14 protein-coding genes are annotated in these 15,625 nt (G+C 46.6%); 10 read left to right on the top strand and 4 right to left on the bottom strand.

Features of this window, described 5'->3' with window-relative positions; all coding sequences use genetic code 11:
* The 9 genes from WB308_RS07950 (at position 1) to WB308_RS07910 (ending at position 9,876) form a co-directional block, all read left to right on the top strand.
* Positions 1-2,262, top strand: coding sequence for a hypothetical protein (locus WB308_RS07950; RefSeq protein WP_424190691.1), 2,262 nt, complete (start codon positions 1-3; stop codon positions 2,260-2,262).
* A gap of 61 nt (positions 2,263-2,323) precedes the next feature.
* Positions 2,324-3,229: a GNAT family N-acetyltransferase gene (locus WB308_RS07945; RefSeq protein WP_424190689.1), complete on the top strand. Its 906-nt coding sequence runs from the start codon at positions 2,324-2,326 to the stop codon at positions 3,227-3,229.
* Positions 3,230-3,364: 135 nt separating this feature from the next.
* Complete coding sequence (locus tag WB308_RS07940; RefSeq protein ID WP_424190687.1) at positions 3,365-4,282, top strand: glycosyltransferase family 2 protein; 918 nt, start codon at positions 3,365-3,367, stop codon at positions 4,280-4,282.
* On the top strand, positions 4,282-5,022 hold the full coding sequence (locus WB308_RS07935; RefSeq protein ID WP_424190685.1) for a polysaccharide deacetylase family protein: 741 nt from the start codon (positions 4,282-4,284) through the stop codon (positions 5,020-5,022). Before WB308_RS07940 ends, WB308_RS07935 begins: the two co-directional genes overlap by 1 nt.
* On the top strand, positions 5,019-5,636 hold the full coding sequence (locus WB308_RS07930; RefSeq protein ID WP_424190683.1) for an acyltransferase: 618 nt from the start codon (positions 5,019-5,021) through the stop codon (positions 5,634-5,636). The genes WB308_RS07935 and WB308_RS07930 overlap by 4 nt, the downstream gene beginning before the upstream one ends.
* A complete protein-coding gene (locus WB308_RS07925) occupies positions 5,633-6,646 on the top strand; it encodes a lysylphosphatidylglycerol synthase transmembrane domain-containing protein (protein WP_424190681.1) in 1,014 nt (337 codons plus the stop codon). The genes WB308_RS07930 and WB308_RS07925 overlap by 4 nt, the downstream gene beginning before the upstream one ends.
* Complete coding sequence (locus WB308_RS07920) at positions 6,643-7,677, top strand: efflux RND transporter periplasmic adaptor subunit (protein WP_424190679.1); 1,035 nt, start codon at positions 6,643-6,645, stop codon at positions 7,675-7,677. The genes WB308_RS07925 and WB308_RS07920 overlap by 4 nt, the downstream gene beginning before the upstream one ends.
* 11 nt (positions 7,678-7,688) lie before the next feature.
* Positions 7,689-9,221 carry an HD-GYP domain-containing protein gene (locus WB308_RS07915; protein ID WP_424190677.1) on the top strand — a complete coding sequence of 511 codons (1,533 nt, stop codon included), beginning with the start codon at positions 7,689-7,691 and terminating at the stop codon, positions 9,219-9,221.
* Between the two features lie 37 nt (positions 9,222-9,258).
* Positions 9,259-9,876, top strand: a complete 618-nt coding sequence (locus WB308_RS07910; RefSeq protein WP_424190675.1) for a hypothetical protein — start codon at positions 9,259-9,261, stop codon at positions 9,874-9,876.
* Here WB308_RS07910 and WB308_RS07905 read toward each other — a convergent pair whose 3' ends face one another.
* From WB308_RS07905 to WB308_RS07890, 4 genes are all read right to left on the bottom strand, one after another.
* Complete coding sequence (locus tag WB308_RS07905; RefSeq protein WP_424190673.1) at positions 9,877-11,121, bottom strand: nucleotide sugar dehydrogenase; 1,245 nt, start codon at positions 11,119-11,121, stop codon at positions 9,877-9,879.
* Positions 11,121-12,155, bottom strand: a complete 1,035-nt coding sequence (locus WB308_RS07900; RefSeq protein ID WP_424190671.1) for an SDR family oxidoreductase — start codon at positions 12,153-12,155, stop codon at positions 11,121-11,123. The genes WB308_RS07905 and WB308_RS07900 overlap by 1 nt, the downstream gene beginning before the upstream one ends.
* A 273-nt stretch (positions 12,156-12,428) precedes the next feature.
* Positions 12,429-13,256 (bottom strand): iron-binding protein, encoded by an 828-nt coding sequence (locus tag WB308_RS07895; RefSeq protein WP_424190669.1) that lies wholly within the window; start codon positions 13,254-13,256, stop codon positions 12,429-12,431.
* Entirely contained in the window at positions 13,256-13,684 is a 429-nt protein-coding gene (locus WB308_RS07890) for an iron-sulfur cluster assembly scaffold protein (RefSeq protein WP_424190667.1), read from the bottom strand. Before WB308_RS07890 ends, WB308_RS07895 begins: the two co-directional genes overlap by 1 nt.
* 154 nt (positions 13,685-13,838) lie before the next feature.
* On the opposite strand from WB308_RS07890, the gene WB308_RS07885 reads away from it, so the two are divergent.
* On the top strand, positions 13,839-15,578 hold the full coding sequence (locus tag WB308_RS07885; RefSeq protein WP_424190665.1) for a YgiQ family radical SAM protein: 1,740 nt from the start codon (positions 13,839-13,841) through the stop codon (positions 15,576-15,578).
* Positions 15,579-15,625 lie beyond the last annotated feature (47 nt).

Raw genomic sequence — 15,625 nt, 5'->3', positions numbered from 1 at the left:
ATGCCTGATTATATTGACTTTATCGCGCTTCCCTGGGTCTTTGAAGTACTGATTCCTGAATTCATCAAACTGATTTTCATGATGGTACTTTTTTTCTATTGGATTCCCTCCAAAGTGTTTCCGCAAATCGGGATACGGGATAGCTATGACAAAGTGATGTTCAATATTCTCTATATGGTTCTTTATATAGAAATCGTTATTCCTCTGATGCTGATTTCGAAAATCTACAGTTTTCCCCTCTTTATTTTAACCCTCTTTATGTCCAAGCTTTTGGTGATGAAGTATTATCAGAAAATTGCGCTGAGGCTTTATTTTATAAAGCTCCAAAATAGGATCATGATCACGGTACTCGATATGCTGGATGATTTTTCCGGCTTTAAAGGGCGAATTAAAAAAGCGGTTTCTGAAAAAATAGAGGCAAAGAAACGGGCTTTTTCGTGGATTTTGGCCCTGCAAACGGTTGTGGTCACTTTGATCTTTCTCTATCCCGCTTTTTTAATCACATTGCGCGGATTTTTCACCTTTACCTACGGGGCGTCGGATACGGCACAATTTTTTGAATGGGTCTCCTTTTTGTACCGCGGTGAACTTTTTTATGAGGGGAAAACGTTTGGTGCCGATTTTTACGGAATGACGATCCTCGCTTTTTTAATAGCCAACCTTTCGAATGCGCCTCTCCATGTCGTTTTTAGTCTCTATCCGTTTTTTACCGTACTGTTTCTCCTTTTCGGCCTATTTTATTTTGTTCGGAAAATGACCGGTTCCATGCCGGCCGGGCTATTCGCGGTGTTTGTTTTCGGTGTCGTATTGATGACACCGTTAATCGATTTTTTTGCGGGTCGTTCGTATACGACAACGAACCCTACGATTACGAATTTTTTTGGTTTTGAACTGTATCTTCCCTGGCCTCCAGACCCTTCAAAACTTCCCTCAGGCTCCGTCGGGATGACCCCCTATACCCGTAATTCCTGCGGCCTCCCGTATGAACTGGGCTATACCTTTTTTCTTCCTAACCTCTATTTTTTGATTAAATCGTTTGCGTCTGACGAGCGGAAGTATATCTGGTGGTATGGGGTAACCTTGCTTTTGATGTTTACCTTCCATGGAGGGATCGCTTTTTATCTGGTTGCGGCAAGTGTTCCGATTGCACTATGGGCCGCGTTAAATGGCAAGTTTACCAAAGCAAAGCTCGGTTGGGGATTTTTAGCCGTTCTCGGAGGGGCGATTGTCGGAAATGCCTGGCTTCTTTCCATTTTCAAATACGGCGGATTGGGGCCCATCGGTGCCGCGGCACCGATCATTGATGCTACCCTTCAGAGGCTGGGTATCGTCCAAAAATCGGCGGAACAGTCCGAACAGTTTGTTGCCGCTGCCGATTTTGATTTTGAAGAGATGCGTATTTTACTCCCCTCCATGACCCTGTTGGCCTTTGTTGCCGCTGTATTTCTTTTTTTTCTCCTTGCACAGTTTGCACGGCGCCGTTTTGAATGGAGTTCATCGGCCCTGGTGGCACTGGGGGTATTGTTTATCTACATGGCGACCATTTTCGGAATCCCACAGCTGGTGGACGCAACCCGGGCAGCGGAAGCACTGCTGCTCTCATGGTCTTTGATCGGGGCTTTTTATTTTTACATCCTGATCGCCGCGCCGCTTTCTCGTTTTGCGAAGTACGGTTCGGTTCGTGTTTTCTATTCTTTGGTTGCTTTGGCGGCAGCGGTAGCGATTGCCTGGGTCACTCCGAAATGGGTTGAAAAAGAGAATTTTTGGAAAGAACTGAACAATATCGAATACTCGGATTTTGGCTATTGCGCCTATAAAATCAAGAAGGATTTTCAGCCGTTTACCTGGACGATTATCTCCTACAACCCTGAATATGCGGAAATTTTAACGAAAGGGTATCACTACAATACCCATGATTTTATCAATGAATACGATCCGGAAGACCGTTATTTGCGGGTGCCGACACCGATCGTTTTTTTGTTCTTGGAAAATCGCCCCCATACCTACAAGGGGATGGGGGAGTGGTATTACCGGTGGCGTGAGACCGTTCAGGAAAATTTTCAAGAGTGGATACTGGTCTATCAGCTTCATCATCCGGGACGGTTGAAAGTGTGGTATCAGTCCGATCATGCCACCGTGTATATTTTGGATAACCAAGATTACATGGATGAGCTGTTTCGGGAAGAAAAACGAAAAAATGAGCCGCCCAAGGTCAAAGAAATATTCTACCGCGACAATAATTTTGCCGATGAGAAGAAATGAACACAATTAAGTTAGGGGTACGTATAATGGGCAATGAATTATGAAGAGGGATGCTACGGGGATGAGTGAGAGAAATACAAAAAAATTGGATGCTCTTTTGACGCCTGCTTTTGTCAAGGGGTGGCGTGAAGCGTATCAAAAATTTTACCGCTATTCTGCATCGGGAGATTTTTTGGCCGTTCCCTCATTGGGCGGTTCAGAAACATGGTGCTATCTGCCCGGATTGACCTATTCGGATGTGGCGCGTGAAGATGCGGGAGAGTTGCTTGCTCAGGTCAGCGGAAAGCACTTCAATATCCGCACGTTGGATCCTCATAAAACCTCTTTCACCTCTGATGAGCCGGTAACCATGCGCCTTTGGATCAAAAATGAGAGCCGTGAAACGGTTTTTGGCCGGTTTCATTCGACCAAACGGCGGAACCTGCGCCGAGCCGATGAAAGCGGTGTGATCTGCATGATCGGAAACAATCCGGTATTGATGGACGATTTCTATCATCTCTATACCATGACGATGCATCGGCTCGGAACACCGCCGTTGGCCAAAAAATTGTTTGAAACGGTGGGGGAATATATTGAGCTGGAAGTGGCGGTAGCGTATGTGAATCAAGAGCCCGCTGCCGCTTTGATCGTAGTCTATGATGATCTAATCGCTTGGAACCCTTACGCCGCATCGGATCGCAAATATGCCGAGACTTTTGCCAATGAAGCGATCTATCGCGACGCCATTTACCGTGCTATGGAGAAAGAAAAAGAGATATTCGATTGCGGACGGAGCCCTTATGGCGGCGGTACCTATCAATTTAAAAAAAAGATGGGGGCGCAGCCGGTCGGGCTGGCGATTCTTCGCCACAAAGAGGAGAATATTTATGCGAAGTATTCACTGGTGTCCAAAGTGTGGAAGAAACTTCCTAAATGGATCGCCGATTTTGCAGGTCCGAAACTTCGCCGCTACTTGGCGGATTCCTGAAAATGTTTCGAGTTTATTTGTCGAGCTCTAATAAGAAGGTATAATAATACTATTTTTTTCCATGATTGATTGTGCACTCTATCATGGTGGTGTCGGGATTTTTTGAATTTAGTGAGAGAGGGAGTGTGGATTATAATGGACGTACAGCAAAATGAGGAATGTATCAACAACTTTTCCATTGTGATTCCGGTTTACAATGAAGGGAAAACGATCCGATCGGTTTTGGAAAATCTCCGTCGGGACTTGGACAGCTTCGGTTTCTCGGGACGGTATGAAATCGTATGTGTCAATGACGCATCACGCGACAACAGCGGCGAAATATTGCGCAGTATCGATTTTATCCATATGGTTGAGCACAAAATAAACAAGGGATACGGTGCAGCGCTCAAGAGCGGCATCCGCGCTGCGAAACATGATACGGTGATCATCATGGATTCTGACGGACAGCATCTGGCGGAGGATATCCCCACACTGCTTCAGAATTACGAAACGGGGGGTATGGTCGTCGGAGCCCGGGGAATCACGCAGACGCAATCCAAGCGCATCCTCGGAAAGATCGTACTGAGTGCATTGGCCAATAACCTCTTCAGCTACGATATCAAAGATCTCAACTCCGGTTTCCGTGTTTTTAACCGCTTTGATGCCATGCGCTATTTTCATGTCTGCTCGGATCGTTTTAGCTTTACGACCTCCCAAACACTGGCCTACATTTCAGATGAAAAGCCCATCGTTTATGTTCCCATCAATATTCAAATGCGTAAAGAAGGGAAAAGCATGGTGAACATGAAAGCGGGCTTCCGGGCGATCTTGAAAGTATTGCAAATGGGGATGATTTTCAAACCGCTCCGTGTTATTCTTCCGATCGTCTTCTTCTTTGCCTTGTTGACGATGGTATCTCTTGGACGGGATCTGATTATGTTCAATATGACCGATACGACGCTTGCTCTGTTTATCGCAACCGTCATGCTGTTTGTCTTTGCCCTCATTTCCGATCAGCTGAGTACGGTTCGTCGAGAGATGTGGAGTTTAAACTGCGTAACGAAAGAGAGTTGATGATTAACATTAGCATCGATTACGAATTCGATTGGGGCGGCCGTGTCAAAACCGCCAAAGCGATTGAACACGTTACCCTCCCTTTACTGGAGTGCCTTGAGAGGGCAGGAGCGAAGGGGACTTTTTTTGTTTCGGCCGAAACGGTTGCGGCCACAACGCCGATGCTCCGATCGATTGCCGATGCGGGACATGAAATTGCGTCACACGGGTTTCATCATGATCTCCGATACGACACACTGTCGCGTGGTGAGCTGGAAGAAGAGATACGCTCTTCCAAGGAGACCCTCGAAGATGCGCTGGGAGTCAACGTGGTAGGTTTTCGGACCCCGCAGTTTCGAAAAAACCGTTACACCGAAGAGGTTCTTGCCTCGATGGGTTTTGTCTACGATTCAAGCTCGGTAAACACATCCTTAAAAGGGCGCTATGAACATCGGCAGCATGAATACGGTCTCTTGCCCGAAATTCCGGTCTCGACCATCTATGGCCGTTTTCCCGCCGGGATCAAATGGATCAATCTGCTCGGAGCAAAATTTGATCCGGATGAGATTCGTGTCATTTACGTACATCCGTTCGATCTTTTGAGTATGACAGAAACGGTGCAAAGCTATGTAAAAGGGATATCCCCGGTTGTGTTGGCCTTTTATTTGGCCCGCTTCGGTTCTCCTTTAGGGACAATTGAACACGTTGCGCAAGGATCACAAACTTTGGCCTCCATCGTTGCGGAAAGAGCCATCGGATGAGAACATCACCATCGTTTCACAAAGGGGAAAAAGCGTTTCGCATCGCCAAACCGGTGCTGATGAGCGTTGCGTATTTTTTATACCTATTGCCGCGTCCTATTGCGATGGGATTGTTTGGATGGATGCGAGGAATTCCCGGATATCTAGGAGTAGCGCTGAGATACGCTTTCATCCAACGTCTTTTCGGCCATTGCGGGGAGAACATTGCGGTGATGCCGGGGGCCTATTTTATCGGTGATCTTTCCACCGCTACCTTCGGATCGCATATCAGTGTCTGGAACAATACCTGGATTGACTGTGACGGATTGCGGATGGGGAATCATGTAATGCTTTCCCATAACGCCTCGATCATATCGGGAACGCACTGCTATGATGAAGAGGGGGTGATGATGCGAGACGCAGTAGATCCTGCTCCCGTCAGAATCGGGGACAATGTATGGATCGGTGCGGGGGCCCGGATTATCGGCCCAGTAACCATCGGCAGTAATGTTGTGATCGCGGCCAATGCCGTTGTAACCAAGGATGTCGAAAATAACAGCATCGTCGGAGGGGTTCCGGCACGATTGTTGAAAAAGATCGATGCGAACCGTATCGAGAGTGAGACAACAGCATGAGTGCCCAACGCTATAAAAAATGGTTTTTTACCGTCATTAAAATTATTTTGATCGTAGCGATTGTCCGTTATCTGGTATTGGGGATCGACTGGAACTCGGTTCGGGTCTCTTTGGCTGGATACAGCGCCGTTTTCCTGGCAGCGGGGGTTCTTTTGATTATTGCCAATGACGCTGTTCAGGCGATCCGCTGGCGCTTTTTGACCCGTTTGCGGTGTTCGTTTCAGGCCTCGTTTGAGTCGATTGTGGTGGGGGGGCTGCTCAATGTGATTTTGCCGGCAAAATTGGGGGAAATATCCCGCTTGATCTATCTGCGTAATATGTACCATTACCCTGTCAATTACGGTGTCGGTGCAATGGTGATTGAACGGGGTGCCGACATTTTTATGGTGGCATGTTTTTTGGCCGCCGGTGCCGGGATTGTAACGGGAAATACCCTTTTGCAGGGGATTTCGGCCTTGCTGGTCGCTGTGATGATCGGAACGGTTTTTGCATTAAAAATGAAAAAGGGGAGAGTGGTCCGCTCCGTGATCGCGCGAATACCGGTCCGTTTTCTTCGGATCTACTCCCAAAAGATTATTCGATCGATTTCTCGCGATTTCGGGGCGAACCGTACACTGATGGTTTTGGGTTATACCTTGGCACTTCGTATCGTTTATTTTTTGACCGTAGCATTTTTCCTGAAGGTCGTCGCGTCATTTGACCTTTCATGGGGAGAAATGTTTGTCATTTATTTGGTGAGTTCGATCGCGTGGTCCATACCGCTGACACCCGGAGGGACGGGCACCTTTCATGCCGGAATGGTTTTGGCGATGGGATGGTATGGCATTGCGAAAGAGGAAGCGTTGGCCGTGGCCGTTGTTTTCCATTTGCTTTTGAATCTGGTTCCGATGGTATTGGCTATGGCGGTTATTTTCTATAAAGATATTCCGTTGATGAAAATGGTGCGTATGGAAGAGAGGAACAAGGATATTACTATGTCGGAAATAACAATATACGAGGGGAAAAGATGAGGGGATTCACGCTTGCTGCAGTCGTCACTGCGACTGCGATACTTCTTTCAGGGTGTGTAAAATCTGCCGAAGAGAAGCAGATCAAAGAGGTTAATAATGAAACGGTTCTCCGGTTGGAAGGATTTGTCCGGCCGATCGATGAAGCCAAAGTTCTGACAACGAATGAAGGGGAGATTCTTCAGGTGTTGAAGCGAAACGGGGATCGTGTTCAGAAAGGGGACGTGATTGCGGTCTATGACAAAGAGCCGATTTTGATTGAAATCGAAAAAGTTCGTGCAAAAATTAGAGCCAAAGAGAGATCGCTGGGGTATTTCAAAAAAAGCGGCGGAGGGCCCGAGAATGAGGCCGTTATCGACAACGCAAAACTTCAGCTGCAAAAAATTGCCCAGCTTTATCACATGGGAGCTGCAAGTAAAATCGAGTTCGATAATGCCGAAGACCGTTATCTGACACTGTTGGTCAGTGAAGAAGAACGGCGTACGACTGAATTGGAACGCAATAAAGTGCAAGCTGTCGATCGAGGAATGCTGGAAGAGTATTACGGTGAATTGGCTCAGCTGAAACATAAGCTGGAGCGGACCAACATTTTGGCGGCAACCGACGGTTTCCTGACCAATTTCAAACTGCAACCGGGTCAGCGGGTCTCGGGAAATGACGAAATGGGGCAAATTGTCAATATTGAACGGATCGTAGTGTACGGAGCATTAGCTGCAGGACTCTATCAATATGTCAAAGAGGGGCAGAAAGTTAAAATTTCGTTTATGACCATGCCGCAAATCCAGCGTGTGGGAATTGTCGATCGTATTGTTCCCGTTGTGGATCCTCAAATAGGGAGAATGATCATTCAGATTCCTCTAAAAAATCCTGATTATGCGATACAGCCATCCACCAAAGCCTTGATTGAAGTGACCCTTAACAAAGCGGATCAGGGGAAAGTGCGAAAAACCTATTATGAATCGGATAAACGCTCAAAATATATTGATGATAAAAGCAATATAGAAGGTGATTATTCAAAGTATCAAAAATATTAAGGAGCAATCCCATGGCGACATTGGAAGAAACGCGTTATATTGCCAATACCGTGATCCCGGATGCCGTGACCTCTTCAGCCGGGGGGGCGGGATCAATGCTGGAGAGCATACCTGCATTGTTTTGGCTTGCAGTTATTGTTGCGTTGATTGGTTTTATTGTTAAACTCAGGTTGGAAAATCGAAAAAGTACCCAAAATTTCCACACAAATGTGGAAATTATTGAAAAATTTTCCCATGCAGCGAATGGAACGGAAATCGAAAAAGTATTTAAAGAGATTTGCAAAGCAGCGAAGGGTGAATATCTCGCGATGTATACCCACCGTGATGAATGGTACGGATTGACATTTGAACTGAATGTAACGGAGGGTGAAAAGCATGTCTGTATGCCGCTTTTGATCAGTACAAAAGACATTTTTAGAGAAGGGGAAAAATCGGGTAATTTTTTTATTACCTCTTTTGTCGAAAACAACCAATCGAATATTGTCCGAATCTATACACGCGATAATCCCCTTCAGCCCGATACCGATTTATACCGACAAATCCACGTATTATGCGAAAACGGGATCAAACTGCACGGTTTGGTTTCGATGGAACTTTCAAGTGAACGACAGGCCCGCATTGCTGCGATTACGACAAAATTATCCTCCTCATTCTTATCGTGGCAATATGACCGTGAACGCTTTTTCTTTTTTATCTCGAACATCATTATGAAAGCGATACGGGCTCTTGAAGTGGTGATTCATGATGAAAAAAACAATCACTCCTTTCATTATGGGAAAAAAGATTCCCAAGGGGTTTCAAAAGAGTTTTATATCCACCATTCCGGATGCCGGATGAGTGTTGTGACCTCAAAACCTTTGGAACCGGGTCAATTAAACACAATTGGGGGGTTTGTTGACTCCTCTTATTCTTTATTCGTGCAGGAAGAAGACAATCTGAAAAATGCAGAGCAGTTCTTACAATTTTTGATTCATTCGAATGAGGCGATGGAATTGGAATTTCCCTATTTTAATCATCACTCGGATTTGGTGGGTGCCGTTGCACTGCGTCTTGCGCAAACTCTGCAAATCGAGAGCAAGACGGTCAAGAGTATTGAAATAGCGGCAAAAATTCACGATATCGGAATGATTGCCGATGTGAGTTTCTCCTTAGGCAAGGAGGATAAACTCACCGAAAGCGAAATGGATACGATCCGCAATCATCCTCTTTACGGCAGCATTATCGTTGAACCGCTCAATCAAATCTATCCGATCGGAGATTTGATTAAATATCATCACGAACGTTATGACGGTCAAGGGTACCCTTTGGGACTTTTGGGAGATGAAATTCCCCTTGCAGCCTATATCCTCGGTTTTGCAGAACACTTTATCGGCTTAATCAGCGATCGATCGTATCGACCGGGGAAACCGTTCGGAAAAGCTGCAGATGAAGTCAAAAAATTGAGCGGCCAGGCATTCCATCCGGTGGTGATCCGTGCTTTTGAAGAAAATGAAAATGACGTTTTTGCCGATTTGTCTTTCTACAAACCCAATCTAGTACGCTAGTTTTGGAGATATCAGGCGGCTGGCGGTTAGTGGTCGTATGAACTTTGTTTCTAGCATTAAAATCATTTGCCTCTGTTTCTCCTTGCTTGTTTTTTCGGCATGTGAGGATACCCCTTCGATTGAGATCCTTGCACCGGCTTCACCGCTCTCCGAAGATTCCGATACAGTAGAGATAACGGTCGATTCGGAGAGAACGGATTCCATCACAATCGCGGGACGGATTACACCTCCTAATGCGACGTTAAGCGTCGTATACGGAGGAGAATGCGGCAAATCGTATTACCGTGATATAGAGACACTCAACGGGACATTCAGCCATAGGGTTCCTATCTCTTTCATACGGGAAATCGATTTCTTTTTGTACACGCCGAAAGGCTCGGAGAGTTCCAAAACGCTCTTTTTTATCAATCAGGGGGATACGCGAAAATCTGGGGAAGAGGAGTGTGATTATTTGAAGGTACGCAAAGCAGAGGATACCCGCCCTTCTGCGTACATCGTCGAAGAGAGTTGTTATGAGATCGGCTACAAATACGGCTCCTGCGTATCCCGAGCCCATCTGGATATGGCGTGTAAGCCGGGAACGGACGTCTCTATTCCGTTTCGGTGCCGGGAGAGGGCTGAAACCGAAGCCGGTATCAAAGCCGGTAGAATTTAGTTAGAGTCTTCCATCCGCATTGTCAATGATGGACTTGATATCAAACACCACCTGATTTTTATTGTCGAAACGCAGATGTTTGTATTGATCATGAGCCACGGCCAAAATAACGGCTTCGTATTCCTCTTTATTCGGCTCTTCGGTCAGGGTTAACCCGTATTCATGCTCTACTTCCGTATTGTCCGCCCAATAATCGGAGACATCGACATTGCATCCGAACTCTTTGAGTTCATGGATGACATCGATCACTTTTGAATTTCGGATATCGGGGCAGTTCTCTTTGAACGTGATCCCCAGTACGAGCACTTTCGACCCCTCAATCTTGTGCCCTTTTTTAATCATCAGTTTGATCACCTGATTGGCAACGTAGATTCCCATATTGTCATTGAGCCGTCGACCCGCCAGGATGATTTCGGGGTTATAGCCCAGCTCCTGAGCTTTGTGGGTAAGGTAGTACGGGTCTACTCCGATGCAGTGTCCCCCGACCAGTCCCGGTTTGAATTTAAGGAAATTCCATTTGGTTCCCGCCGCATCGAGGACGGCATTGGTATCGATCCCCATCCGGTTGAAGATCATCGAAAGTTCATTGACAAAAGCGATGTTGATATCGCGTTGAGAGTTTTCGATTACTTTGGCCGCTTCGGCCACTTTCATCGTAGGGGCGAGATGGGTTCCCGCCGTGATAATGGAAGCGTACAGTTCATTGACTTTTTTTCCGATTTGAGGGGTGCTTCCGGAGGTAACTTTGAGGATTTTGGTGACGGTATGCTCTTTGTCTCCCGGATTGATCCGCTCGGGGCTGTATCCGCAGAAAAAATCGACATTAAATTTTAATCCGCTGAACTTCTCCAGTACCGGGACGCAGTCCTCTTCGGTTGCTCCGGGATAGACCGTCGATTCATAAATGACGATATCCTCTTTTTTCAGCACTTTACCGACCGTTTCGGAGGCTTTGATCAGCGGGGTCAGATCGGGGCGTTTGTTTTTGTCGATGGGGGTCGGGACGGTGACGATATAGACGTTGCAGTCGCGTATATCGTCGAGGTTGAGGGTAAACTCCATACCGTTTGCTAGCGCTTCCGCGAGTTGGGCTGCATTTAGCTCCAGTGTCCGGTCGTGGCCGCTTCTGAGTTCATCGATCCGCCACTGGGCGATGTCAAACCCGACGACTTTGTATTTTGACGAAAAGGCATGGGCCAGCGGAAGCCCTACATATCCCAAACCGATTACAGCAATTTTATCCATCAATTTTTTCCTTTTATGTCGTTGATATACCACGCGATCGATTCTTTTAACCCATCTTCGAGCGTATGTGTCGGTTCATACCGGAGCAATTCTTTCAGTTTATCGATATTTGCGTTGGAGTGGCGAATGTCACCCGCGCGAAAATCGCGGTAAACGGGTTCTCTCATTTCAAAATCGCTGAGGTGGGTTTTTAAACCGGTTATGATGGCGTTATAAAGGTTATTAAGGGTCTCACGACCCCCGACCGCCGTATTGAATGCTTGACCGAAGGCTTTTTCATTTTGCGTCATGCCGGCTAAAATATTGGCTTGCACGACGTTGTCGATAAAGGTAAAGTCTCTGCTCGTCTCACCGTCGCCGTTGATGTAGACATCTTCCCCATTGAGTAATTGGCCGATCCATTTGGGGATAACGGCCGCATAGGCACCGTTAGGGTCTTGTCTCTTTCCGAAAACATTGAAATAGCGCAGGCCAATCGGTTCCATCCCATAACATTTTTGAAAGACGCCGGCATAGAGCTCATTGACATATTTTGTCACAGCATAGGGGGAGAGGAGGTTACCGGTTCTCGCTTCGACTTTTGGAAGTTCCTGCGAGTCGCCATACACCGAAGAGGAGGAAGCATAGACGAAACGTTTGACGCCGTTCTCTTTGGCGGCACTCAGCATATTCAAAAATCCGGTGACATTCGAATTGTTGGAAACAACCGGATCATCGATCGACCTTGGTACCGATCCCAGCGCCGCTTGATGAAGAACGACATCCACGTCTTTGGTGATGGCCTTACAGGTGTCATAATGGGAAATATCCCCTTCCACAAAGGTAAAATTTTCCCATTGCTCCGGTGTCACCGATTTCTTGATGTGTTCCAGGTTGTATCGGTGGCCTGTCGAAAAATTATCCAGTGATATCACTTTTTGATTTAGTTTTAACAGCTCTTCTGCCAGGTTTGAACCGATAAAACCCGCTACCCCCGTTACGAGCCACGTCCGTTGCTCTCTTAATAACTGTTGTTTGACCTTTACATATTCCATTCTACTTCTTCACCTATCTTGATCTCATGTTCGTGTATTATACACTGATGTTACGCACTTTCTGGGCAAAGCCCATAAAAGTGGCAGGGACAAATGTCCCTACAACCCCCTAAAGCTACCCGTATCGTTCACGATACGGGAAAAACTCCCCTTAATACACTTGTACAATTTAAGTGCGTAAGGTCAGTTATACACTCTATTTCTTTCGGGTAAGGACAAATAGAAAAATCGCGACAACTGCCAACAGTATAAAAATATTTCCTTGTTCTTCCATTACATTTCCTTAAGTAGTTTTTTCATAATTTCAATGTGATAGCTCTCTTGAAAATTGATAAACTCAAAAAAACTGGAGAGCTTTTCATCCGTGATGGAGGAGGAGAGTTTGCGGCACTCCTCTTTGGCATTTTCCTCTTCGAGTATCCCGGAGCGGAGAAATCTCCCCATGTCGGTGATCTTATATGTCCGTGGATGGAGAGGTCTGGGGAGGGCTAAGATTCCCATCTTCGCCATCATTTCGCCGAAGGAACGGAGATGAAAGTGCGATTCATCGATTAGGTCCTGAAAATGGCTCACTTGAGAGGGGGTAGCAGCACGTATTTGCCGGTAAAAATAGACCATGATCAGTTCGTACTCTTTGTAAAGCTCTTCAAATAAAAACAGTGTCAGAGCGTCAATCTCAGCAGCACTTAGAAGGGCATCCGGCCAATGACGGGAGCGGTCAAAGGCTTTGATAGGTTCATCCAGCGAGAGTTTTTCGAGATACGCGTTGAGTGTGGAGAGGATATAGTTCTCATCATGGCGCATCCGTTCACACAACGGTGTTGCTCCATACAAAAGATGGAGCGTTTTAATCTCATTGATCGTTGTGTGAACAAGGGTAAAAAAAGATTCGCTTTCAATATTGAATGCCGGATCACGTTCATAATCGTAGGCGGAATGGTTTTCATATAGTGACTGCGCAAGCCATTTGAGATGGCGAAATTCAATTTGGGAAAATTCATACAGACGATTTTTGACCCATGGGTCACTGACCGAGAAGGAGAGAAATGCGATCCGGAGCCAGAGCTGATGTTTACGTTTAAAGAGGGTTGCATCGATCATTATTCTACCTCACATTCCATGCCGATTTCAATCGTATGCATTTCTTGCTTTGAGCCTTCATTGCGTTGGCGTTCATGAATTTCGGCCGCTTCAAACGCGCTAAGAACCATTTTGGCGCATGCTTGCTGTTTTACGGGGCCTTGCGCGACTTTTTCACGAAGCTTTTCTGCCGCACTTTTTGCATATTCCAAGGATTCGCCTTTGATCATTTCGGTAAACATTGATCCGAGTACGACGGTATCGTGACATCCGTTTGTGGCATATCCGACATTTTCGAGAATGTTATCTTTGGTGCTGAGATAAAAAATGACGAATTCGCCGCTTTGTTCACTGTGCCCGACGCCGACTCCGCTAGGGCTTTCGATCGGACCGTAATTGCGAGGGTGCATGAGATGCTCAATGATCTCTTGATTTAGATTATTTTCCATGAAACTATTATAACGCAGGTTTCTTGTCATTCCCGCGAAGGCGGGCATTGTGCCCCCTGCGGGTAAATCCAGCTAAAGGAATGGTAATCTTAAGTAAAGAAGATGGATCCCCGGATCAAGTCCGAGGATGACGAACGTATGTTACAATCGCGTTATGAAAACAATTACCCCCGAACACCTGAAATATCTTCCTACTACCCGTGCCGAAATGGATGAACGAGGATGGGATCAATGTGATGTTATCCTCGTTTCCGGCGATGCCTATATCGATTCCCCCTTTATCGGCGTTGCCGTCGTGGGGCGGATATTGGAACGGGAGGGGTACCGTGTCGGTATCATCGGACAACCCGAGATCACGACGGACGATGTGATGCGTTTGGGGGAACCGAGGCTGTTTTGGGGGGTAAGCGGCGGGAGTGTCGATTCGATGGTTTCCAACTACACGGCAACCAAAAAATTTCGTAAAAGCGACGACTACACCCCCGGCGGTGTCAATAACGCCCGTCCTGATCGCGCAGTTCTCGTTTACACCAATCTCATCCGTAAACATTTCAAAAACACCGTCCCCATTGTCTTGGGGGGGATCGAAGCGAGTCTGCGCCGCGTCACCCATTACGACTATTGGAGCAACAAACTGCGCAAACCGATCTTGTTTGATTCCAAAGCCGACTATCTGATCTACGGGATGGGGGAGGGGGCGATTATTGCTCTTCCCAAAGCGCTGGAAAAGGGGGAATCACCCTATAACATTCGAGGGGTATGTTATATTTCCAAAGAGGCGCGTGAAGGGTATTTGAGGCTCCCTTCCCATCAGGAGTGTTTGGACGAGAAAGAGAAATACATCGATCTGTTTGACCTGTTTTACAATAATAACGATCCTATTTCGGCCCACGGGCTTTGCCAAGAGGTGGATGGACGTTACAGTATCCAAAATCCTCCCGCCGATTATCTCGATGAAAACGAGATGGACGCCGTATCCGCACTGCCGTTTACCCGTGAACTTCACCCCTACCATCGACCAAAAGGCGCTGTGAAGTGTCTTGAGACGATCAAATTTTCGATTATGACCCATCAGGGGTGCTGGGGGGAGTGCAACTTTTGCGCGATCGGTGTCCATCAGGGGAGAACGATTCGTACCCGCAGCGAAGCATCGATTTTAGCCGAGGCGGCACAGTTTACCGAATACAAAGATTTCAAAGGGATCATCTCCGATGTCGGCGGTCCGACGGCAAACATGTACGGGTATGAGTGCAATAAAAAACTGAAACACGGGACGTGCGATCATCAGCGGTGTGTCGATGATACCCATCTGTGCAAATCGATGAAAGTGGATCACACCCGTGTTATTAATCTTTTGCGGCGGTTGCGCGAAGTGCGGGGGATTAAAAAAGCGTTTGTCGCTTCGGGTGTCCGTTACGATCTGATCAACGAGGACAAACGCAACGGTTATGAGTACCTCAAAGAGATGGTGCGTCACCATATCTCCGGACAGATGAAAGTGGCTCCCGAACATACGTCGCCGCATGTTCTGCATCTGATGAACAAACCGGGCAAACAGACCCTCGTCGATTTTAAAAAGCTTTACGACAGATTGAACAAAGAAGAGGGTAAAAATCAGTTTCTGACCTACTATCTGATCGCCGCCCATCCCGGATGCACCGAGAAAGATATGCACGATCTGAAACGGTTTACCTCTGAAGAGCTTAAAATGAACCCGGAACAGGCACAGGTCTTTACCCCGACTCCGGGGACCTATTCGGCCGTGATGTATTACACCGAGATGGACCCGCAAACCCGAAAAAAAATATTTGTCGAAAAAGATACGCTGCGTAAAGAGAAACAAAAACAGATTGTCGTTCAGAAGGACAACTTTAAAAGCGGATTTGCGAGTTGATTTTCGTATGATTTTTAAATCATGGACGAGATTGGAATGTTGAGTGT

The sequence above is a fragment of the Sulfuricurvum sp. genome (genome assembly GCF_049587615.1).
Lineage (GTDB): Bacteria > Campylobacterota > Campylobacteria > Campylobacterales > Sulfurimonadaceae > Sulfuricurvum.
This window is presented reverse-complemented; position numbering and strand designations above follow the sequence as displayed.

Coding starts and splice junctions, on each gene's coding strand:
- WB308_RS07950 (WP_424190691.1), top strand. CDS start 1: ATGCCTGATTATATTGACTTTATCGCGCTTCCCTGGGTCTTTGAAGTA.
- WB308_RS07945 (WP_424190689.1), top strand. CDS start 2,324: ATGAGTGAGAGAAATACAAAAAAATTGGATGCTCTTTTGACGCCTGCT.
- WB308_RS07940 (WP_424190687.1), top strand. CDS start 3,365: ATGGACGTACAGCAAAATGAGGAATGTATCAACAACTTTTCCATTGTG.
- WB308_RS07935 (WP_424190685.1), top strand. CDS start 4,282: ATGATTAACATTAGCATCGATTACGAATTCGATTGGGGCGGCCGTGTC.
- WB308_RS07930 (WP_424190683.1), top strand. CDS start 5,019: ATGAGAACATCACCATCGTTTCACAAAGGGGAAAAAGCGTTTCGCATC.
- WB308_RS07925 (WP_424190681.1), top strand. CDS start 5,633: ATGAGTGCCCAACGCTATAAAAAATGGTTTTTTACCGTCATTAAAATT.
- WB308_RS07920 (WP_424190679.1), top strand. CDS start 6,643: ATGAGGGGATTCACGCTTGCTGCAGTCGTCACTGCGACTGCGATACTT.
- WB308_RS07915 (WP_424190677.1), top strand. CDS start 7,689: ATGGCGACATTGGAAGAAACGCGTTATATTGCCAATACCGTGATCCCG.
- WB308_RS07910 (WP_424190675.1), top strand. CDS start 9,259: ATGAACTTTGTTTCTAGCATTAAAATCATTTGCCTCTGTTTCTCCTTG.
- WB308_RS07905 (WP_424190673.1), bottom strand. CDS start 11,121: ATGGATAAAATTGCTGTAATCGGTTTGGGATATGTAGGGCTTCCGCTG.
- WB308_RS07900 (WP_424190671.1), bottom strand. CDS start 12,155: ATGGAATATGTAAAGGTCAAACAACAGTTATTAAGAGAGCAACGGACG.
- WB308_RS07895 (WP_424190669.1), bottom strand. CDS start 13,256: ATGATCGATGCAACCCTCTTTAAACGTAAACATCAGCTCTGGCTCCGG.
- WB308_RS07890 (WP_424190667.1), bottom strand. CDS start 13,684: ATGGAAAATAATCTAAATCAAGAGATCATTGAGCATCTCATGCACCCT.
- WB308_RS07885 (WP_424190665.1), top strand. CDS start 13,839: ATGAAAACAATTACCCCCGAACACCTGAAATATCTTCCTACTACCCGT.